This window comes from Vibrio misgurnus, assembly GCF_029635775.1.
GTDB lineage: Bacteria > Pseudomonadota > Gammaproteobacteria > Enterobacterales > Vibrionaceae > Vibrio > Vibrio chanodichtyis.
Genome location: NZ_CP113241.1, coordinates 51452 through 68416 on the forward strand (window position 1 = coordinate 51452; position 16965 = coordinate 68416).

General features: G+C 47.3%; 11 protein-coding genes, 5 tRNA genes and 1 pseudogene. 13 read left to right on the forward strand and 4 right to left on the reverse strand.

Going from position 1 to position 16965, the window contains the following annotated elements; genetic code table 11:
* Positions 1 to 58 precede the first annotated feature (58 nt).
* The 3 genes and pseudogenes from vexB to OOK74_RS15055 form a co-directional block, all read right to left on the reverse strand.
* Complete coding sequence (vexB, locus tag OOK74_RS00245; protein WP_278182846.1) at positions 59 to 3169, reverse strand: multidrug efflux RND transporter permease subunit VexB; 3111 nt, start codon at positions 3167 to 3169, stop codon at positions 59 to 61.
* Between the two features lie 11 nt (positions 3170 to 3180).
* A complete protein-coding gene (locus OOK74_RS00250; RefSeq protein ID WP_274723589.1) occupies positions 3181 to 4287 on the reverse strand; it encodes an efflux RND transporter periplasmic adaptor subunit in 1107 nt (368 codons plus the stop codon).
* A gap of 18 nt (positions 4288 to 4305) precedes the next feature.
* Positions 4306 to 4601 (reverse strand): annotated as a pseudogene (locus tag OOK74_RS15055) (TetR family transcriptional regulator); the annotation flags it as partial.
* Positions 4602 to 4789: 188 nt separating this feature from the next.
* Here OOK74_RS15055 and rep point away from each other — a divergent pair.
* A complete protein-coding gene (gene rep, locus OOK74_RS00255; protein WP_278182847.1) occupies positions 4790 to 6805 on the forward strand; it encodes a DNA helicase Rep in 2016 nt (671 codons plus the stop codon).
* A 74-nt stretch (positions 6806 to 6879) separates the two neighbouring features.
* Here the strand turns inward: rep and OOK74_RS00260 are convergent, their stop codons facing one another.
* Positions 6880 to 7287 carry a c-type cytochrome gene (locus OOK74_RS00260; protein WP_277208460.1) on the reverse strand — a complete coding sequence of 136 codons (408 nt, stop codon included), beginning with the start codon at positions 7285 to 7287 and terminating at the stop codon, positions 6880 to 6882.
* 288 nt (positions 7288 to 7575) lie between these two features.
* On the opposite strand from OOK74_RS00260, the gene OOK74_RS00265 reads away from it, so the two are divergent.
* The 12 genes from OOK74_RS00265 to msrQ all read left to right on the forward strand — a co-directional run bounded on the left by OOK74_RS00265 (position 7576) and on the right by msrQ (position 16940).
* A tRNA-Arg gene (locus OOK74_RS00265) sits at positions 7576 to 7652 on the forward strand.
* 36 nt (positions 7653 to 7688) lie between these two features.
* Positions 7689 to 7764 (forward strand) — tRNA-His (locus tag OOK74_RS00270).
* A 62-nt stretch (positions 7765 to 7826) separates the two neighbouring features.
* Positions 7827 to 7903, forward strand: a tRNA-Pro gene (locus tag OOK74_RS00275).
* Between the two features lie 70 nt (positions 7904 to 7973).
* Positions 7974 to 8049, forward strand: a tRNA-His gene (locus OOK74_RS00280).
* A gap of 61 nt (positions 8050 to 8110) precedes the next feature.
* Positions 8111 to 8187 (forward strand) — tRNA-Pro (locus OOK74_RS00285).
* Between the two features lie 355 nt (positions 8188 to 8542).
* Positions 8543 to 10258, forward strand: a complete 1716-nt coding sequence (locus OOK74_RS00290) for a dipeptide ABC transporter ATP-binding protein (RefSeq protein ID WP_278182848.1) — start codon at positions 8543 to 8545, stop codon at positions 10256 to 10258.
* Positions 10259 to 10354: 96 nt separating this feature from the next.
* Positions 10355 to 11911, forward strand: coding sequence for an ABC transporter substrate-binding protein (locus tag OOK74_RS00295; RefSeq protein WP_278182849.1), 1557 nt, complete (start codon positions 10355 to 10357; stop codon positions 11909 to 11911).
* A gap of 230 nt (positions 11912 to 12141) precedes the next feature.
* Positions 12142 to 13119 (forward strand): ABC transporter permease, encoded by a 978-nt coding sequence (locus OOK74_RS00300; protein WP_166013951.1) that lies wholly within the window; start codon positions 12142 to 12144, stop codon positions 13117 to 13119.
* Positions 13120 to 13121: 2 nt separating this feature from the next.
* Entirely contained in the window at positions 13122 to 14060 is a 939-nt protein-coding gene (locus OOK74_RS00305) for an ABC transporter permease (protein WP_278183242.1), read from the forward strand.
* 173 nt (positions 14061 to 14233) lie between these two features.
* Positions 14234 to 15181: an SPOR domain-containing protein gene (locus tag OOK74_RS00310; protein WP_278182850.1), complete on the forward strand. Its 948-nt coding sequence runs from the start codon at positions 14234 to 14236 to the stop codon at positions 15179 to 15181.
* A gap of 152 nt (positions 15182 to 15333) precedes the next feature.
* The gene (gene msrP / locus OOK74_RS00315) at positions 15334 to 16338 is read left to right on the forward strand and encodes a protein-methionine-sulfoxide reductase catalytic subunit MsrP (protein ID WP_274723583.1); all 1005 of its coding nucleotides are present in this window, start codon (positions 15334 to 15336) and stop codon (positions 16336 to 16338) included.
* Positions 16338 to 16940: a protein-methionine-sulfoxide reductase heme-binding subunit MsrQ gene (msrQ, locus tag OOK74_RS00320; protein WP_278182851.1), complete on the forward strand. Its 603-nt coding sequence runs from the start codon at positions 16338 to 16340 to the stop codon at positions 16938 to 16940. Before msrP ends, msrQ begins: the two co-directional genes overlap by 1 nt.
* Positions 16941 to 16965 lie beyond the last annotated feature (25 nt).

A 16965-nucleotide genomic window follows, 5' to 3' on the forward strand; every position in this document is an offset into this window, starting at 1 on the left:
TCGGCAATAAAAAAGGCCATCGAAATGGCCTTTTGTGAGTGGGTGATGGGAGATTGGATTACAGCTGACGGTGTGCCGCTTTCACTTCATCCATCCGTGCCAATTTCTCAAGATCTTTATCTTCGACAAAGATCGGCAGTGGTTTGTGTTTTTCAGCCAAGTAGCTGTAAATCACTGGCAGTACAAACAGAGTAAACAGAGTACCGATGGCCAAGCCTGAAACAATCACGATACCGATACTGAAGCGTTGAGCCGCACCAGCACCAGTGGCGTACATCAGCGGGATCAGACCGGCGATCATCGCAGCGGTAGTCATCAGGATCGGACGTAAACGTATTTTGGCTGCATGCATGACTGCATCAATACGATTCAGTTTGTTATGTAACTGCTCTTCTTTGGCGACCTCACAAATCAAGATACCGTGCTTGGTGATCAAACCAACCAAGGTGATCAAACCAACTTGTGAGTAGATATTCATGGTGGCCGTACCCCAAGCGAGTGCGATTAATGCACCACAAATCGCCAGCGGCACCGAAACCATGATCACCAGTGGATCTTTGAGAGATTCAAACTGAATCGCCAATACCAAGAAAATGATCGCCAATGCCAGGCCAAAGGTCGCATATAGCGCGCTGCCTTCGGTCACATACTGACGTGCTTCACCCATGTAATCATGGCTGTAGCCTTTCGGTAGCTTATTGCTGGCGAGATTTTCAAACCAGTCGATCGCATCGCCCATTGCAGTACCCGGTGATGGTACAGCACCGACGGTGGCTGAGTTGAGCTGGTTGAAGTGTGGTAAAGAGCGAGGTTCTGCCACCACATCAATAGTTACTAAGCTACCAAGCGGGATCACGTTGCCATCGGCTGCGCGAACATAGTAGCTGTTCATTGATTCTGGATTGAGACGCCATTTACGTTCCACTTGTGGGATCACTTCGTAAGAGCGGCCGTTGAGGTCGATACGGTTAACATAACCGTCCGCCATCATAGTGCTGAGAGTGATACCAATATCTTGCATGGTCACACCGTAAGCACCGGCTTTATCTTTATCAATGTTGATCTTCATGGTCGCTGAATCGAAGTTCAAATCAAGATCTGAATAAACAAACATTGGATTGGTTTTTACTTCGGTCAGCACATCAGTTGCGATGGTAAATAGGCTTTCAAAGTTGCTTGGTGTCGTGATCACAAATTGGATCGGTAAACCTGAGCCTGCCCCTGGAAGTTCAGGCATCTGGAAAGCAGTGACCGCCATGCCAGGGATGTCTTGTACTAAAGTACCAACTCGGTTGGTCACTTCGGCTTGGCTGGCTTGCCGTTGACTCCACGGCACCATAGAAGCGATACCTAATGCTTGGTTGGAGTTTGGAATACCGGTAAATACCTGCGCAAACTGAACTTCAGGCTGGTTGGACAGGATATCATTGACATCCGCCATGGTATTAGCCAGATAATCGAGGTTCGCATTTGACGGGCCAGTACCCATCAGCATCAATACCCCTTTATCCTCTGCTGGAGCTAATTCACTTGGAATAAACTTAAACAGCATAGGTAGGCTAGCAAATACGATCAACGCAAAACCAATCACCACTGGGCGATGAGCCATAACCGCTTGTAACATACCTTCATAGCGTGCCGTCATGCGATCGAGCAGATGGTGTACTTTTAGTTCAAATTTGTTTGGGGCTTCATTAGCCTTGAGCATTTTTGAACACATCATCGGCGACAAAGTCAACGCGATAATACCAGAGACAAACACCGCCCCGGCCAGAGTGAGCGCGAACTCTTTAAACAGCGCACCGGTAATGCCGCCCATTAACGCAATCGGAGCATACACCGCACCTAAGGTCAGCGTCATGGCGATAACAGGGATGGCGATCTCGCGGGTACCAATGATTGCAGCACGGAAAGGTGATTCGCCTTCTTTGACATGGCGGTCAACGTTCTCTAGCACCACGATCGCATCGTCAACCACCAGACCGATAGCCAACACCATCGCGAGCAGAGTCATCAAGTTCCAAGAGAAACCCATCATCTGCATTACCATTGCCACCCCAATCAGAGAAAGTGGAATAGTGACAATCGGGATCAGTACCGCACGCAGAGAACCCAAGAACAGGGTAATCACGATTAGTACGATAATGGCAGCTTCAATGATGGTTTTGATTACTTCATGAATGGATTCGTTGATCGCAACTGTTGAGTCATACAACACGCTCATTTGGATATTACTTGGCATGTTTTTGCGTAGCTCAGGCAGGATCTCCAACACATCTTTGGCAATATTGATCGGGTTGGCACTTGGTGCCGCATTGACTGCCGCAACGACCGCTTCACGACCGTTGGCGCTGGCCCGATAAGAGTCATGGCTTTTTTCTAAGGTGACTTTGGCAATATCACCAAGACGGGTCACGTTGCCTTTTTCTGCCTTAACCACCAGATTTTCCAACTCTTCTACGTTGGAAACTTGGGTATCAACACTGCCGTTATATAGCACGAATTCACCAATCGCTTGACCCGTCGCGGATTGGTAGTTATTGGCATTAAGCACACTCATCACATCAGATGCTGATAGGCTAAGTGCTGCCATTTTGGCTGGATCTAACCAGACACGTAGTGCGTATTGCATACCGCCATACAGGTCGATACTGGAAAGACCATTCACCGCATAAAACTGTGGGTTAACCACTCGCACTAAGTAGTCAGTGATCTGGCTAGAAGATAACTCTTCACTGGTAAAACCAATGTACATCACTGCGGTAGTTGAACCGGTTGACATGGTGACCGTTGGGTCTTCTGCTTCACCAGGCAACTGCGAGCGCACTGAGTTGGTTTTGGCTAATACATCTGACAATGCAGCGTTAGGATCGGTATTGAGCTTCATCGTAACCGTAATGGTTGAGCTGCCTAACACCGACTGTGAGGTCATATAGTCAATATTATCGGCTTGTGCGACGGCTTGCTCCAATGGCTGGGTAATAAAACCTTGGATCAAATCAGCGCTGGCACCGTAATAACTGGTGCTTACCGTGATTACGGTATTGGTCATTTCAGGGTATTCACGCACCTGCATTTTGAAAATGGCTTGCAGACCAAGCAACACAATCAAAAAGCTGATCGATACCGCTAAAACAGGACGTTTTATAAAAACATCAGTAAAGCGCATGATGCCTCCGCTTACAGCATTGGGGTTTCTGTTGGTACTTTGGTCGCATCACTTTCGACAATACGAACTTTAGCACCATTACTTAGACGAACTTGACCAGTAGTGACTACTACATCGCCCGGTTTTACACCTTCCAGGATATGCGCAATTGACTCTGAACGTTCGCCGACTTTTACCACATGTTGCTGCACGCGTTGCTCACCATTTTCTTCGGCCACCAGGTAAACATTGTCACCATACAGGGTATAGGTAATGGCAGTTTGTGGCAGAGTCACTTGGTTCTCTAGTTTCGGCAGAATAATGTTAGCGCGGGCAAACATACCGCTACGTAACTTACCATCACTATTCGGGATATCCGCTTGGACTTGGATTAAGCCACTCTGCACGCTAACGGCTGGCTCAATCGCAGAGATTGAACCTTTAAATGAATCTTGTGGATAAGAATCGACGATGATATCGACCTCCTGATCCATTGAAATCCGCGAAATATCGGTTTGTGGCACAGTGAAGCGCAGGCGCATCACGCTGGTATCTTCCAGACGAACAATATCGGTACCAGGTTGTAGATATTGGCCTAAAAACACGTTACGGATCCCGATCACGCCGGCAAACGGTGCTTTGATTTCGCGGCGCGCAATGCTGGCTTTCAAGCCTTCAATGTCAGCAGCCAACGCGTAGTAGTTCGCTTCTGCTTCATCGTACGCTTCTTTAGAAATTGAGCCCTTAGCAAATAAGCCTTTGTAACGTTCATATTTCGCCTTGGCGGCTGGCAGACGAGCTTCTGAGCTTTTTAGGTTGGCTTTTTCCACCGAAGAGTCAAGTAACACCAGTGGTTGCTGGTTTGCCACCTGAGTGCCTGATTCAAATAGAATTTGGCTAATTACGCCAGAGCTTTCGCTGGTTAGAGTTACACCTTGGTTAGGCTCAATGAAGCCGATTGCTTCAATCACTGGCACCCAATCAACGGAGTTAACGGTGGTTACTGTCACCGGAAATTCGGATTCAGGACGATTGGCCAAGTACTCGGCAATTTTCTGTTGTTTGAACAGGTTGAAACCTATCACACTGCCGAACAGCAGGATCGCGATAAGCAACATAAAGAATGTCCACTTTTTCATTCTGGTGCGAACTCCAAATTAGTGTTGAGTAATAGCATTACAACTAGATTCAATCATAGCATCGAGAGCCAAATCATCCAGTTGATAAAACCTAAAGCGTATTGACAAACAAGCAAGAGCCAGCGATTTCAAAACTCAGCACCGAAAATGATGGTCGAGAGGTTTGAACAATCCCTGCGGTGGTTTTCCTTGGTCGAATAACCTTCGACTTGGGCACACATTTTCTACTCTAGTTCCCTTGCGTAGCAACAAGTTATTGATAAACGGTCATACTGTACTCTATTACGCATAATGTCTCGATAAGCATTAGCCACATCGGAGCTGTGGACTAATTTGAGGCATCAGGTTTATCAGCCAGTGAACGTTTGCTTATTATAGCGGCTAACCCCCCCTGTTTTGCAATACACTTGTACAGCAAAATTTAATGCAGATGGTTTCTTTGTTGGTGATCTGAGGTGAGCAGATTATGATGAGCGGCTGAATAAATAGGATTGAGATCGCTATGAAGTTAAACCCAAGACAAGATGAAGCGGTCAAATATGTTTCTGGCCCATGCTTAGTCCTTGCAGGGGCGGGTTCGGGCAAAACGCGGGTTATCACCAATAAAATCGCTTATTTGGTGCAGCAATGTGGCTATAAAGCGCGCAATATTGCGGCGGTCACCTTTACCAATAAAGCGGCGCGTGAAATGAAAGATCGTGTGGCACAAACGCTGGGTAAAGCGGAATCACGAGGCTTAATGGTCTCCACTTTTCACACCTTAGGTTTGAATATTATTCGCCGTGAATTCAAAGCACTGGGCTTAAAAGCGGGGTTTTCATTATTTGATGATCAAGATCAGCTGGCACTACTCAAAGAGTTGACTGAAAAGCAGCTCGATGGCGATAAAGACTTGCTGCGCCAACTGCTGAGCACAATTTCCAATTGGAAAAACGACATGCTCACCCCGCAGCAGGCGATGGCGCGGGCACAAGGCGAACAGCAGCAGTTGTTTGCGCACTGTTTTGAACGTTATCAAAAACAGATGCTGGCTTATAACGCTCTAGATTTTGATGATTTGATTTTACTGCCGGTATTGCTGCTGCGCAGTAGTGAAGAAGTGCGCCAGCGTTGGCAAAATCGGATCCGCTATCTGTTAGTCGATGAATATCAAGATACCAATACCAGCCAGTATGAATTAGTAAAACTGTTGGTAGGGGAGCGTGGCCGTTTAACCGTGGTCGGTGATGATGACCAATCGATCTACTCATGGCGCGGCGCCAAGCCACAAAACCTAGTGTTGTTAGGTGAAGATTTTACCGATTTAAAATTGGTCAAATTGGAGCAAAATTATCGCTCAACGCGGCGTATTTTGCGTGCGGCGAATATCTTGATTGCCAATAACCCGCATGTCTATCAAAAAGCGTTGTTTTCAGAATTGGTCGAGGGTGAAAAACTCAAAGTTATTCTCGCCAACAATGACGATCATGAAGCAGAGCGAGTTACCGCAGAGATTATCGCGCATAAGTTTCTCAACCGTACCGAATATCGCGATTACGCAATCTTGTATCGGGGTAATCATCAATCGCGCCTAATTGAAAAGTCGCTCACCCAAAACCGAGTGCCCTATAAGTTATCGGGCGGCACCTCTTTTTTTGCGCGAGCGGAAATTAAAGACATGATGGCTTACCTGCGAGTGCTGGTGAATCCTGATGATGATAATGCATTTTTACGTATCGTGAATACCCCAAAGCGCGAGATTGGCCCTGCCACCTTAGAAAAGCTCGGCGGCTACGCTAATATGCGTGGTAAGAGCCTACTGGCGGCCAGCTTTGAACTGGGTTTGGAGCAGCATCTCACTGGGCGTGGACTCGATAATTTACGCCGTTTTAGCGAGTGGTTGGTGGCGGTGGCCGATAATGCACAGCGCGGTGATAGTGTCGAGGCCGTGCGCGCATTGGTGCGTGATATTCATTATGAAGACTGGTTGTATGAGACCTCTGCGAGCCCTAAAGCGGCGGAAATGCGCATGAAAAACGTCTCTGATCTTTATTCATGGATTGTGGCCGACTTGTCCGGCGATAACCCGGATCAACAACCGAAAACCCTTAAAGAAGTGGTTCAGCGTTTGACCTTGCGTGACATGATGGAGCGCGGTGAAGAGAACGATGATAGCGATGCTGTACAATTGATGACGCTGCACGCATCAAAAGGGTTGGAGTTTCCTTACGTGTATCTGATGGGGGCGGAAGAGGGTATTTTACCGCACCAAACCAGTATCGATGAGGAAAATGTCGAAGAGGAACGCCGCTTAATGTATGTCGGCATCACTCGTGCACAGCGTGAGCTGACCTTTATGGTGTGTAAAGAGCGTCGCCAGTTTGGTGAGCTGATCAAGCCGCAGCACAGCCGTTTTCTGGATGAATTACCACAAGATGATATTGAGTGGGAGCTCAAGAAAAAGCCGGTTAGTCAACAAGAGCGCATGGCCAAGGGCCAAGCACATATTGCCAATTTACGCGCGATGTTTAAGAAATAATCGCAACTGGTTATCGATTGGAAAATCCAGTAAGTGAGAGAGTCGCCACTGGCTGGGTTGTGGAGTACAGTTGATCACAACCCAGCAATCATATGTTCAATCGCCGCTACGATTTCAGCATCCGAACAATCGACACAGGTACCTTTGGCCGGCATAGCATTAAAGCCATGCAGTGCATGATTTTTTAGCACTTCTTTACCTTGTGCAATACGTGGTCCCCATTCGGCAGCGCTGCCGATTTTAGGAGCACCTGATACGCCAGTTGAGTGACAAGCAATACAAAAGGTGCCGTAGACTGTCGCACCATCGCGTGGACCCGTGGCCACGACTGGGGTCGGTTCGCTACTGGCCAGATAAACATTGCCAACCGGTTTGATCCGCTCCGCAATCGCATGTTTATCGGCATCGGTTATCGCCCATGTGCCACTTGACAGCGCTGAACCAAGCGTTATCACCAGCAGGTTAAAGAGTGTTCGCAACATATCTAAACTCACTTTACATAATTAAGGTAAGTGTGGCTTACCCATCCTTTTTCCAGCTTAAATTTCACATTATTAATGTTAAGTAGATGTGAAAAGTAAATTGAGTATAGCGCGGTAATATGTTGCAACAAACCTGCAAATACCATCTTCCCGCCGTGAATCACCCTCTTAACCAACAGAAGAGCAGCAAACGCCTGATGAAAAAGGCACCAATCAGTAAAAAAACTAAAAAAAACACTAGACGCCCTTAGGTGATCTACGTATTATTCCACTCCGCCGATAGGGCATGCGCCCGTAGCTCAGCTGGATAGAGCGTTGGCCTCCGGAGCCAAAGGTCGAAGGTTCAAATCCTTTCGGGCGCGCCATAATCGCCTGGGGAATATCGGTAATAAATATCAGTGGTGGCTATAGCTCAGTTGGTAGAGCCCCGGATTGTGATTCCGGTTGTCGTGGGTTCGAGCCCCATTAGCCACCCCATTTATTTTGGTGATAATTAATTATCTCCGGTTTTAAGTGTAGAGCTTAAGCAAAATTTAAGTCGGTGAATAGCGCAGCTTGGTAGCGCATCTGGTTTGGGACCAGAGGGTCGGGGGTTCGAATCCCTCTTCACCGACCACTTATTTCAAGATTAGGCAAATGCGTGGTCTTAAATAACGGCAGGCAAGCGGTTATTACAAATTTCAGTGGTGGCTATAGCTCAGTTGGTAGAGCCCCGGATTGTGATTCCGGTTGTCGTGGGTTCGAGCCCCATTAGCCACCCCATTTATTTTGGTGATAGTCAATTATCTCCAGTCTTAAGTGTAGAGCTTAAGCAAAATTAACTCGGTGAATAGCGCAGCTTGGTAGCGCATCTGGTTTGGGACCAGAGGGTCGGGGGTTCGAATCCCTCTTCACCGACCACTTTTCAAAGCCTCAGCATCTGCTGGGGCTTTTTGCATTTTATCTATCGCAAATTTAACTCGACTTTATACGCAGTGATTGGCTGGTATTAGCTTGGCTAAACGCCATTGCCCTCAGTTGCAAATCGGCCGGCAGTTCCTTTGTCTTGATCTCTTCATATTGCACTTTAGCTAGAGTTGGCGTTTTTTTGCCCCAGCTTTGTTGCTTTTACGCGCAAGATTTGCCAAATTGAGAGGCTTGTAAATCGTCAGAAGATAATTCTGATTCGAATGGATGCAAATGCACATCAGTTTCAGTTATGCGCTGATGTGCTTCAGACAGGGCAAAATTGCCTCAGCGGTAGAGGTCTGATGGAATGTCACTTTTAGCAGTTAAAAATCTTAGAATTGAATACCCTTCGCGGCATGGGGTGCATGTCGCAGTCAAATCGCTCACTTTGGATATCCAAGCGGGTGAAATTGTTGGAGTGGTGGGTGAATCTGGGGCTGGGAAATCAACGGTAGGCAATGCCGTGATTGATCTGCTTAGTCCTCCAGGTTCTATTGCGGCCGGTGAAGTTTATTTAAACGGTGAGAAAATTTCCGGTTTATCGCCCCAAGCGATGCGTGAAGTGCGTGGCAGCAAAATCGGCTTTATTTTTCAAGATCCGATGACCTCACTCAATCCACTGTTTACGGTGGAGCAGCAATTAACCGAAACCATTCATGCCAACATGCAGGTGAGTGATCAGCAAGCCTATCAACGTGCATTATCTTTGTTGCAGCAAGTTGGCATCCCCCAACCCGAAAACCGCCTCAAACAGTATCCGCATCAATTTTCCGGTGGTATGCGTCAACGGGTGGTGATTGCGATTGCACTGGCGGGTGAGCCTGATCTGATCATCGCTGATGAGCCAACCACCGCGCTTGACGTCTCGATTCAAGACCAAATCTTGACCCTGATCCGTGAGCTATGTAAGCAAAACAATGTCGGCTGTATGTTGGTGACGCATGATATGGGCGTGGTGTCGAATGTAACCGATCGCGTTGCGGTGATGTATCGTGGTGATTTGGTCGAGTTTGGCCCCACTGGCAAAGTGCTGGGCACACCACAGCACCCTTATACTCGCAGCCTAATTTCAGCAGTGCCGCGTTCTGATCGCAAGTTGGATCGTTTTCCACTCGTGAGTTACATCGAGCAAGCGCAACAATTGCAGCCTTTAGATGTGAAAAATCACTGGCTAGGGCAGAGTCAAGATCAGCGCCAATATCGTGGCCCGCTACTCAAAGTGGATAATGTGAGCTTGCGTTTTATCACTAAGGATTCTTTATTCGCCAGCCGCCGCGAATACGTACAAGCCTCCGATAATGTCAGTTTTGAAGTCCATGAAGGGGAAACTTTTGGCTTAGTCGGCGAATCTGGCTCAGGAAAATCAACCATTGCACGAGTGATCGCCGGCTTGTACCAACCCAATGCCGGGCGAGTGAGCTTTGAAGGGATTGATTTAACTGCGCTGAAATCGGAACACCAACGCCGCCCTTTACGGCGTCAAATGCAGATGGTATTCCAAAATCCGTATACCTCAATGAATCCGCGCATGAAAATTTTCGACATCATCGCTGAACCGATCCGTTTTCATAAACTGACGCACAGTGAAAGTGAAACGCGGCACATCGTCAACGATCTGCTTGAGCATGTCGGTTTAGGCGCGATGGCAGGATTAAAATACCCCCATGAATTTTCTGGTGGTCAGCGGCAGCGAATTTCTATCGCTCGCGCTTTAGCGACCCGTCCACGCCTACTGATTTGTGATGAACCGACCTCGGCGCTCGATGTCTCGGTGCAGGCGCAAATTCTGAACTTGCTCAAAGATTTGCAAGATGAGCTGAATCTGACCATGTTATTTATCAGCCACGATTTACCAGTGATCCGTCAGATGTGTGATCGCGTCGGAGTGATGCAGATGGGCACGCTGTTGGAAGTTGCACCGACTGAGCAACTGTTTACCGATCCACAGCATGAGTACAGCAAAAAATTGATTTCCTTAATGCCTGAATTTACAGGCTTACGTGAAACGACAACGGCAGCATAGCCGTTAAATTTCGCCAACCATGCCGTTTGGTTGGCGGTAGTGACAGAAGCAAACACAATCAACAAGGGATTGGATTCCCGCATAAGGAGTTATGCAATGAAAACCATAAAAAACCAACTAACGTTGGCCTTGATCGCGGCTGGCTTGAGTTTTGGTAGCTTGGCGGCGGATATTACCGTCGCTTATGATTCCGACCCAGTCTCGATGGATCCCCATGAGCAGCTCTCTGGTGCCACATTACAGCTTTCGCACATGGTGCTCGATCCGCTGATCCGTTTCACGCAGACTATGGAGTTCGAACCGCGTTTAGCACAATCTTGGCAGCGTATTGATAACGAAACCATGCGCTTTACCTTGCGTCAAGGGGTCAAATTTCAATCCGGTAATGATTTTAGTGCCGATGATGTGGTGTGGACCTTTAACCGCTTGAAGCAGTCAGCGGATTTTAAAGGTATTTTTGAGCCGCTGGTCGCGCTGACCAAAGTCGATGACTACACGATTGAAATCAAAACCGCTGGCACTTATCCGCTGATTGAAAACGTGGCGACCTATATTTTCCCGATGGACAGTAAGTTTTATACCGGCTTGACGGCTGATGGCAAAGATAAAGCCGAAATCGTCAAGCATGGTAACTCCTTCGCCTCTGAGCATATCTCAGGCACTGGCCCATTTATGGTGAGCAGTCGTGAGCAAGGGATTAATCTGGTGCTGCAACGTAATCCCAATTACTGGGATAGCGCATCAAAAGGCAATGTCGACAAGCTAACTCTCTCGGTGATCAAAGAAGATGCGACTCGGGTTGCTGCACTGTTGTCTGGCGGGGTGGATATGATTGCTCCTGTCGCGCCTAATGATTACCAACGCATCCAAAACGCCAAAGGCGTAGCGCTGTTTACTATGCCAGGTACGCGCGTGATCACTTTCCAAATGAACCAAAATAGCAACCCAGCCTTGAAAGATGTGCGTGTACGCCAAGCGATTGTGCATGCGATCAATACCCAAGGGATTGTCGACAAAGTGATGAAAGGTGCGGCGACAGTGGCCAACCAACAAAGTCCTATTGGTTATGCCGGTTACAATGAAAACCTCAAGCCACGCTTTGATCTGGCGAAAGCCAAGCAGCTGATGAAAGAGGCTGGTTATGAGCAGGGTTTTAATCTGACCATGATTGCGCCGAATAACCGCTACGTAAATGATGAGAAAATTGCCCAAGCAACCTCGGCAATGCTGGCGCGAATTGGCATCAAAGTCGATTTAAAAACCTTACCTAAAGCGCAATACTGGCCAGAGTTTGATAAGTGTGCCGCCGATATGCTGATGATAGGTTGGCATCCTGATACTGAAGATTCGGCCAACTTTACCGAGTTTTTGACTATGACGCGTGACGCCAATACCGGTAAAGGTCAGTACAACTGTGGTTATTACTCGAATGCCGAGGTGGATAAGCTGGTTGATGCCGCCAACTCCGAAACCGATCTTGCCAAACGCAGCGCAATGCTCAAGCAGGTGGAGGCGATCTTATATAACGAAGCGGCCTTCGTACCACTGCACTTCCAAGATCCCTCTTGGGCAGCGAAAACCAAACTCGACATCGCTCCGATCATCAATGGGATGGATTTCCCTTATTTTGGTGATCTGGTGGTGAAAGAGTAATCAGCGCTGACACATCTCGCTTAGTTGACTCTTGCGCAGTGTGTCGTCGGGTACTTGGTGGTCTTCTCGGCAGCAAAGTACCCGATGCCTGTTTCAAGCATTGGCGCGTCTGATCGCGCCGCGATCTAGCGCGTAATCAATCGATATAAAAATAAAATATACCCTTCCGACTTGGCGCTGCAGTTCCAAGTCGGAAGGGTATAGCAATATAAAAATGAAAGGGGCAGGGAATGTTTTCGTTTCTGGTCAAGCGCCTGTATCAGGCACTGATAGTGATGTTGGTGATCAGTTTGGTGGCCTTCGCCATTCAGGATAATCTCGGTGATCCATTGCGTGAGTTGGTGGGGCAATCGGTTTCAGAGTCTGAACGCCAAGCATTGCGTGACCACTTAGGGCTCAATGATCCGTTCATGGTTAAATACTCGCGTTTTATTAGCGCGGCAGTTCAGGGTGATTTAGGGACCTCATATTTCTTTAAGCGCCCTGCGTTGGATGTCATTTTGGATAAGTTGGTGGCCACCCTAGAATTGGTATTTGGGGCCACGCTGATCATTGTGTGTTTTTCCATCCCACTTGGCGTCTATTCAGCAATTCACCCTAAAAGCTGGATAACTAAAATCATTATGGCAGGGAGTAGTATTGGGATTTCGATCCCGGTGTTTCTGACCGCCATCTTGTTGATGTACGTCTTCTCGATTGAACTGGGTTGGTTGCCCTCTTATGGGCGCGGTGCCACGGCCAATGTTTTGGGATGGCAATCGGGCTTTTTTACGCTCGATGGCCTACGTCATTTGGTGCTGCCCTCAATCGCTTTAGCCTCAATCATGTTGCCGCTATTTATCCGATTAGTACGTTCGGAAATGTTGGAAGTGCTTGGTTCGGAATATATTAAATTTGCCCAAGCCAAAGGTTTGCCACTCAATAAAATCTATTACCAGCATGCATTGAAAAACACCTTGCTGCCGGTATTAACCGTCGGTGGGGTGCAAATTGGCACTATGGTGGCGTACACCATTTTGACCGAAACCGTCTTTCAGTGGCCGGGAACCGGCTTACTATTTCTAGAGGCGATTAATCGAGTCGATACGCCACTGATCACCGCTTATGTGATTTTTGTCGGGCTGATCTTCGTAGTGACCAATACCATTGTTGATCTGCTGTATGGTCTGATTAACCCCACCGTCAATCTCACGGGCAAAGGAGCGTAATGATGAGTGCAGTATCTGGTGCTCCTTCTCGCTGGCAGCGCTTTCAGCAGTCGGACTTTTTGTATTATTTTATGCGCGATAAAGTCGCGATCGGTAGCTTTAGCGTCTTTCTATTATTTGTGGTGGTGGCTTTAGGTGCACCATGGCTGGCACCGACTAATCCATACGATCTATCGGCGATCGATATTATGGATGCTGAATTGCCGCCAGCCTGGATGGAAGGGGGCGAAGCACATTTTCTGCTTGGCACCGATGAGCAAGGGCGTGACATTTTTTCGACGATTTTGTATGGCTCACGTCTATCGTTAACCATCGGTTTTTTGGCGGTCGCTTTACAACTGGCGTTAGGCATTGTGATTGGCCTGTCGGCAGGCTATTTCGGTGGTCGGATTGACAGTTTTTTGATGCGCTTTGCCGATATTCAGCTCTCATTTTCCACCATGATGGTGGCCATCATTGTCTCGGCAATTTTTAAAGCCAGCTTTGGTGGCGAATTTTTCGGCCAATATGCGGTGGTGATGTTGGTGGTGATCATCGGCATTGCCGAATGGCCGCAATACGCGCGTACTGTGCGAGCCTCGGTATTGGCCGAAAAGAAAAAGGAGTACGTTGAAGCGGCGCGCGTGATGGGCTTTAAAGCGCCGCGTATCATGTTTCGGCATATTTTGCCGAACTGTTTATCGCCGATATTAGTGATTTCAACTGTGCAAGTAGCCAATGCGATTATGTCAGAAGCCGCGTTGTCATTCCTTGGCCTCGGTTTACCGGTTGATCAACCCTCCTTAGGCTCGCTGATCAGCATCGGTTTTAGCTATATTTTTTCCGGCGCATGGTGGATCACCGCTTTTCCTGGGGTAGTGCTGGTGCTGCTGGTTTTGGTGATTAATCTGCTCGGTGATTGGCTACGCGATGTGTTTAACCCAAAAATTTATAAGGGCTAAGCCTGCCGAATCGATGAGCTTCACAAACTCTTGATAAACTCGCCGCCGAAGCTGAATGCTCGGCGGTTTTTTGCACTGTTTTTGCATCTATTTTCGGTACCGATGCCCTTCAAGCTGTGCAGCGATGGCGTAGGGCAAAGGCGATGGGTGATCAATGATGAGGAGAGCAGTGGATGTTGAAATGGATGGAATACCGCAAGCTAAATTTGGTTTGGCTATTGCTCGCTCCGCTGACCGGGTTTGCCAGTAGCGAATATTGGTGTGAAGCGCAGCAAGCGGCGATCAATCAATTGCCAGTGCTCGATCCGGCGTGCCCGATTGGTGAGGGATTATGGGGAAAAGCACCACAAGCGGCGAGCTCTCTGTTTTGGATCCAGTGTGGCATGCTAAGCCAGCCAATGCCGCTTGCCAGCGTTAAAACCCTCTATCAGCATATTTCGACCGACATTTGGCTAAAACCCGAGGCGCCAGGCTCGCGCTGCTTAATTGGCCCTTACCACGATTTTAGTGTCGCCAGTCAGGAGTTAAAACAGATAAAAAAACTGGCTAGTTTTGAACAAGCTTTTATACGTCAAGTGATCAAAAACACTGCGCCACAGCCAGTGCGGCAAGCTAAAGAGTTGCGCAGTGCAACGCCCACTGTAGCTCAGGCGGTGAGCCAACCAGCTCCGGTCAATCAATCACTCAGCACGCCGCCCAATAAGCCAATCTCCGCTCCGACCGCGACGAGCACTCAGTCACTCACCAAACTTAATAGCATGCCTCGCCCATCGGCAAATAACGACTTTGTGCTACGCCAGTCAATCAAAGTCGGCAGTCAAACCTTTGCACTGCCGTATACCGGCAACCCACAAGTGCCATTTTATATGGAACACGATTTAGCGTGGAATCGGCTTGATTATGCTGCAGCACAAAGTGTGTGCCAGCAGCTTGCCATGCGCCTACCAAGCGAGCAAGAGTGGTCAGCCTTACTCAATACCCAGCAGATGCAAGCGCAGAGTTGGCCAGTGCAACTTCCCTACTGGGGAGAAGGCCGCAAAGGGCTATTTGCGACCGGCAAAGTCAATCCGCTAAACGGCTCGTCACTGCTCAATGTGCTGTGCGTGAAGTCAGATTTATAAGTGGGAGGACAAGCGGTTAGGATGATAATTTATTCTCCGCGTGAATGAATGGCCTGATTTATGAAACAAATATTGATTTATATGGTCCATATTAAAGCAAAATATCACGTATTTGCTGTCTACCTAAACGGAAATAGTAGTAGGGGAAATTTATGTGGATTAAGAAGAATTACCGCTGGACCCTGTCTGATAATCAAGTGACTCCAGAATCCGTCTACCAAGAGCGTCGAGAAATACTCAAAAAGTTAGGGATTGCAGTTGTTGGTATGCCAATTGCGGCTAATACCCAAGCTGGAATTCTGGATTTTTTTTCTGCAAATGAAAAACCTGTTTTAGATAATAGAACGAATCTTTTCGCCGCGAAGCCAGCACAATATCAAGCTGATCTAGCGCTTACGCCGGAAAGTAAGGTTATGACATACAATAACTTTTATGAATTTGGTACCGGTAAATCTGATCCTGCTAAAAACTCATCCCGATTTATTGCAGACCCTTGGAAAGTTGAAATTGATGGCTTAGTCAATAATCCATTGACACTCGATTACGAGGATATCTTTAAGAAATTTGCACTAGAAGAGCGAATTTACCGCTTACGTTGCGTTGAAGCATGGTCAATGAATATTCCATGGATTGGATTTCCTCTCGCTGACATCATTAAGATGGTGGATCCTAAAAGCAGCGCTAAATATGTCGCATTTGAAACGCTCTACGATCCAAAACAGTTCCCTGCGCAAGGCGCATTCAGCAATATTGAGTATCCGTATGTTGAAGGGTTGCGCTTAGATGAAGCCATCAACCCACTGACCTTAATTTCTGTTGGTTTATATGGCAAAACACTTGCACCACAAAATGGAGCACCTTTGCGGCTTGTTGTGCCATGGAAATATGGTTTCAAAAGTATCAAGTCTATTGTTCGTATCCGCTTCGTCGATCGTGAACCACCCACGACATGGAATCGTTTAGCTCCGAATGAATATGGTTTTTATGCCAATGTAAATCCGAAGGTTGATCACCCTAGATGGAGTCAAGCCAGTGAACGTTTTATTGGTGAAGGGAATGTATTGAGTAGCCGTAGGCAACCGACGTTATTGTTTAATGGTTATGAGCAAGAAGTAGCACATTTATACAACAATATGGATTTGAGGAAGTTTTATTAATGATGCTAACACCTAAGCGGATTATTGCACTGAAAGTTGTGATTCATACCATCTCATTAGGTTGTTTGCTCTGGCTTGTGATAGCTGTTAATGCTGGTAGTTTAGGTGGTGATCCTACACCAGCGATCATTCACTACACCGGAATGAGTGCTCTAAATACTCTGTTTATCACCCTATTGATTACTCCCTTAGCCAGATGGAGTAAGCAAGGCTTGCTATTTAGAGTGCGTCGATTGCTTGGATTATACAGTTTTTTCTGGGCTATCTTACACTTGATGGCTTTTGCCGTACTCGACTTGGGGCTAGATTGGCGCTTATTGGCTGTTGAAGTGATTAAACGTCCTTACTTAACGATTGGGATGGTGGTATGGGTCATCTTACTATTGTTGGCGGTGACTTCTATACGAGTGATACAGCGTAGTATGGGGACTCAATGGCAAAAGCTACATAATGGGATTTATCTGGCTGTCATACTGGCCCCTATCCATTATTATTGGTCGGTCAAATCAGAGGTCGCAGAGGCGATCATTTACATTTTGATTGCGATTAGCTTATTGGTATTTCGTTGGCGAACCTTTAAATCTTGGATGATTAAACCGTGAGCAAAGGCAAAAAAGAACATACCCA

Bases quoted from the DNA above. Each gene is read 5' to 3' on its own strand.
- vexB (WP_278182846.1), bottom strand. From the start codon at position 3,169: ATGCGCTTTACTGATGTTTTTATAAAACGTCCTGTTTTAGCGGTATCG.
- OOK74_RS00250 (WP_274723589.1), bottom strand. From the start codon at position 4,287: ATGAAAAAGTGGACATTCTTTATGTTGCTTATCGCGATCCTGCTGTTC.
- rep (WP_278182847.1), top strand. From the start codon at position 4,790: ATGAAGTTAAACCCAAGACAAGATGAAGCGGTCAAATATGTTTCTGGC.
- OOK74_RS00260 (WP_277208460.1), bottom strand. From the start codon at position 7,287: ATGTTGCGAACACTCTTTAACCTGCTGGTGATAACGCTTGGTTCAGCG.
- OOK74_RS00290 (WP_278182848.1), top strand. From the start codon at position 8,543: ATGTCACTTTTAGCAGTTAAAAATCTTAGAATTGAATACCCTTCGCGG.
- OOK74_RS00295 (WP_278182849.1), top strand. From the start codon at position 10,355: ATGAAAACCATAAAAAACCAACTAACGTTGGCCTTGATCGCGGCTGGC.
- OOK74_RS00300 (WP_166013951.1), top strand. From the start codon at position 12,142: ATGTTTTCGTTTCTGGTCAAGCGCCTGTATCAGGCACTGATAGTGATG.
- OOK74_RS00305 (WP_278183242.1), top strand. From the start codon at position 13,122: ATGAGTGCAGTATCTGGTGCTCCTTCTCGCTGGCAGCGCTTTCAGCAG.
- OOK74_RS00310 (WP_278182850.1), top strand. From the start codon at position 14,234: ATGTTGAAATGGATGGAATACCGCAAGCTAAATTTGGTTTGGCTATTG.
- msrP (WP_274723583.1), top strand. From the start codon at position 15,334: ATGTGGATTAAGAAGAATTACCGCTGGACCCTGTCTGATAATCAAGTG.
- msrQ (WP_278182851.1), top strand. From the start codon at position 16,338: ATGATGCTAACACCTAAGCGGATTATTGCACTGAAAGTTGTGATTCAT.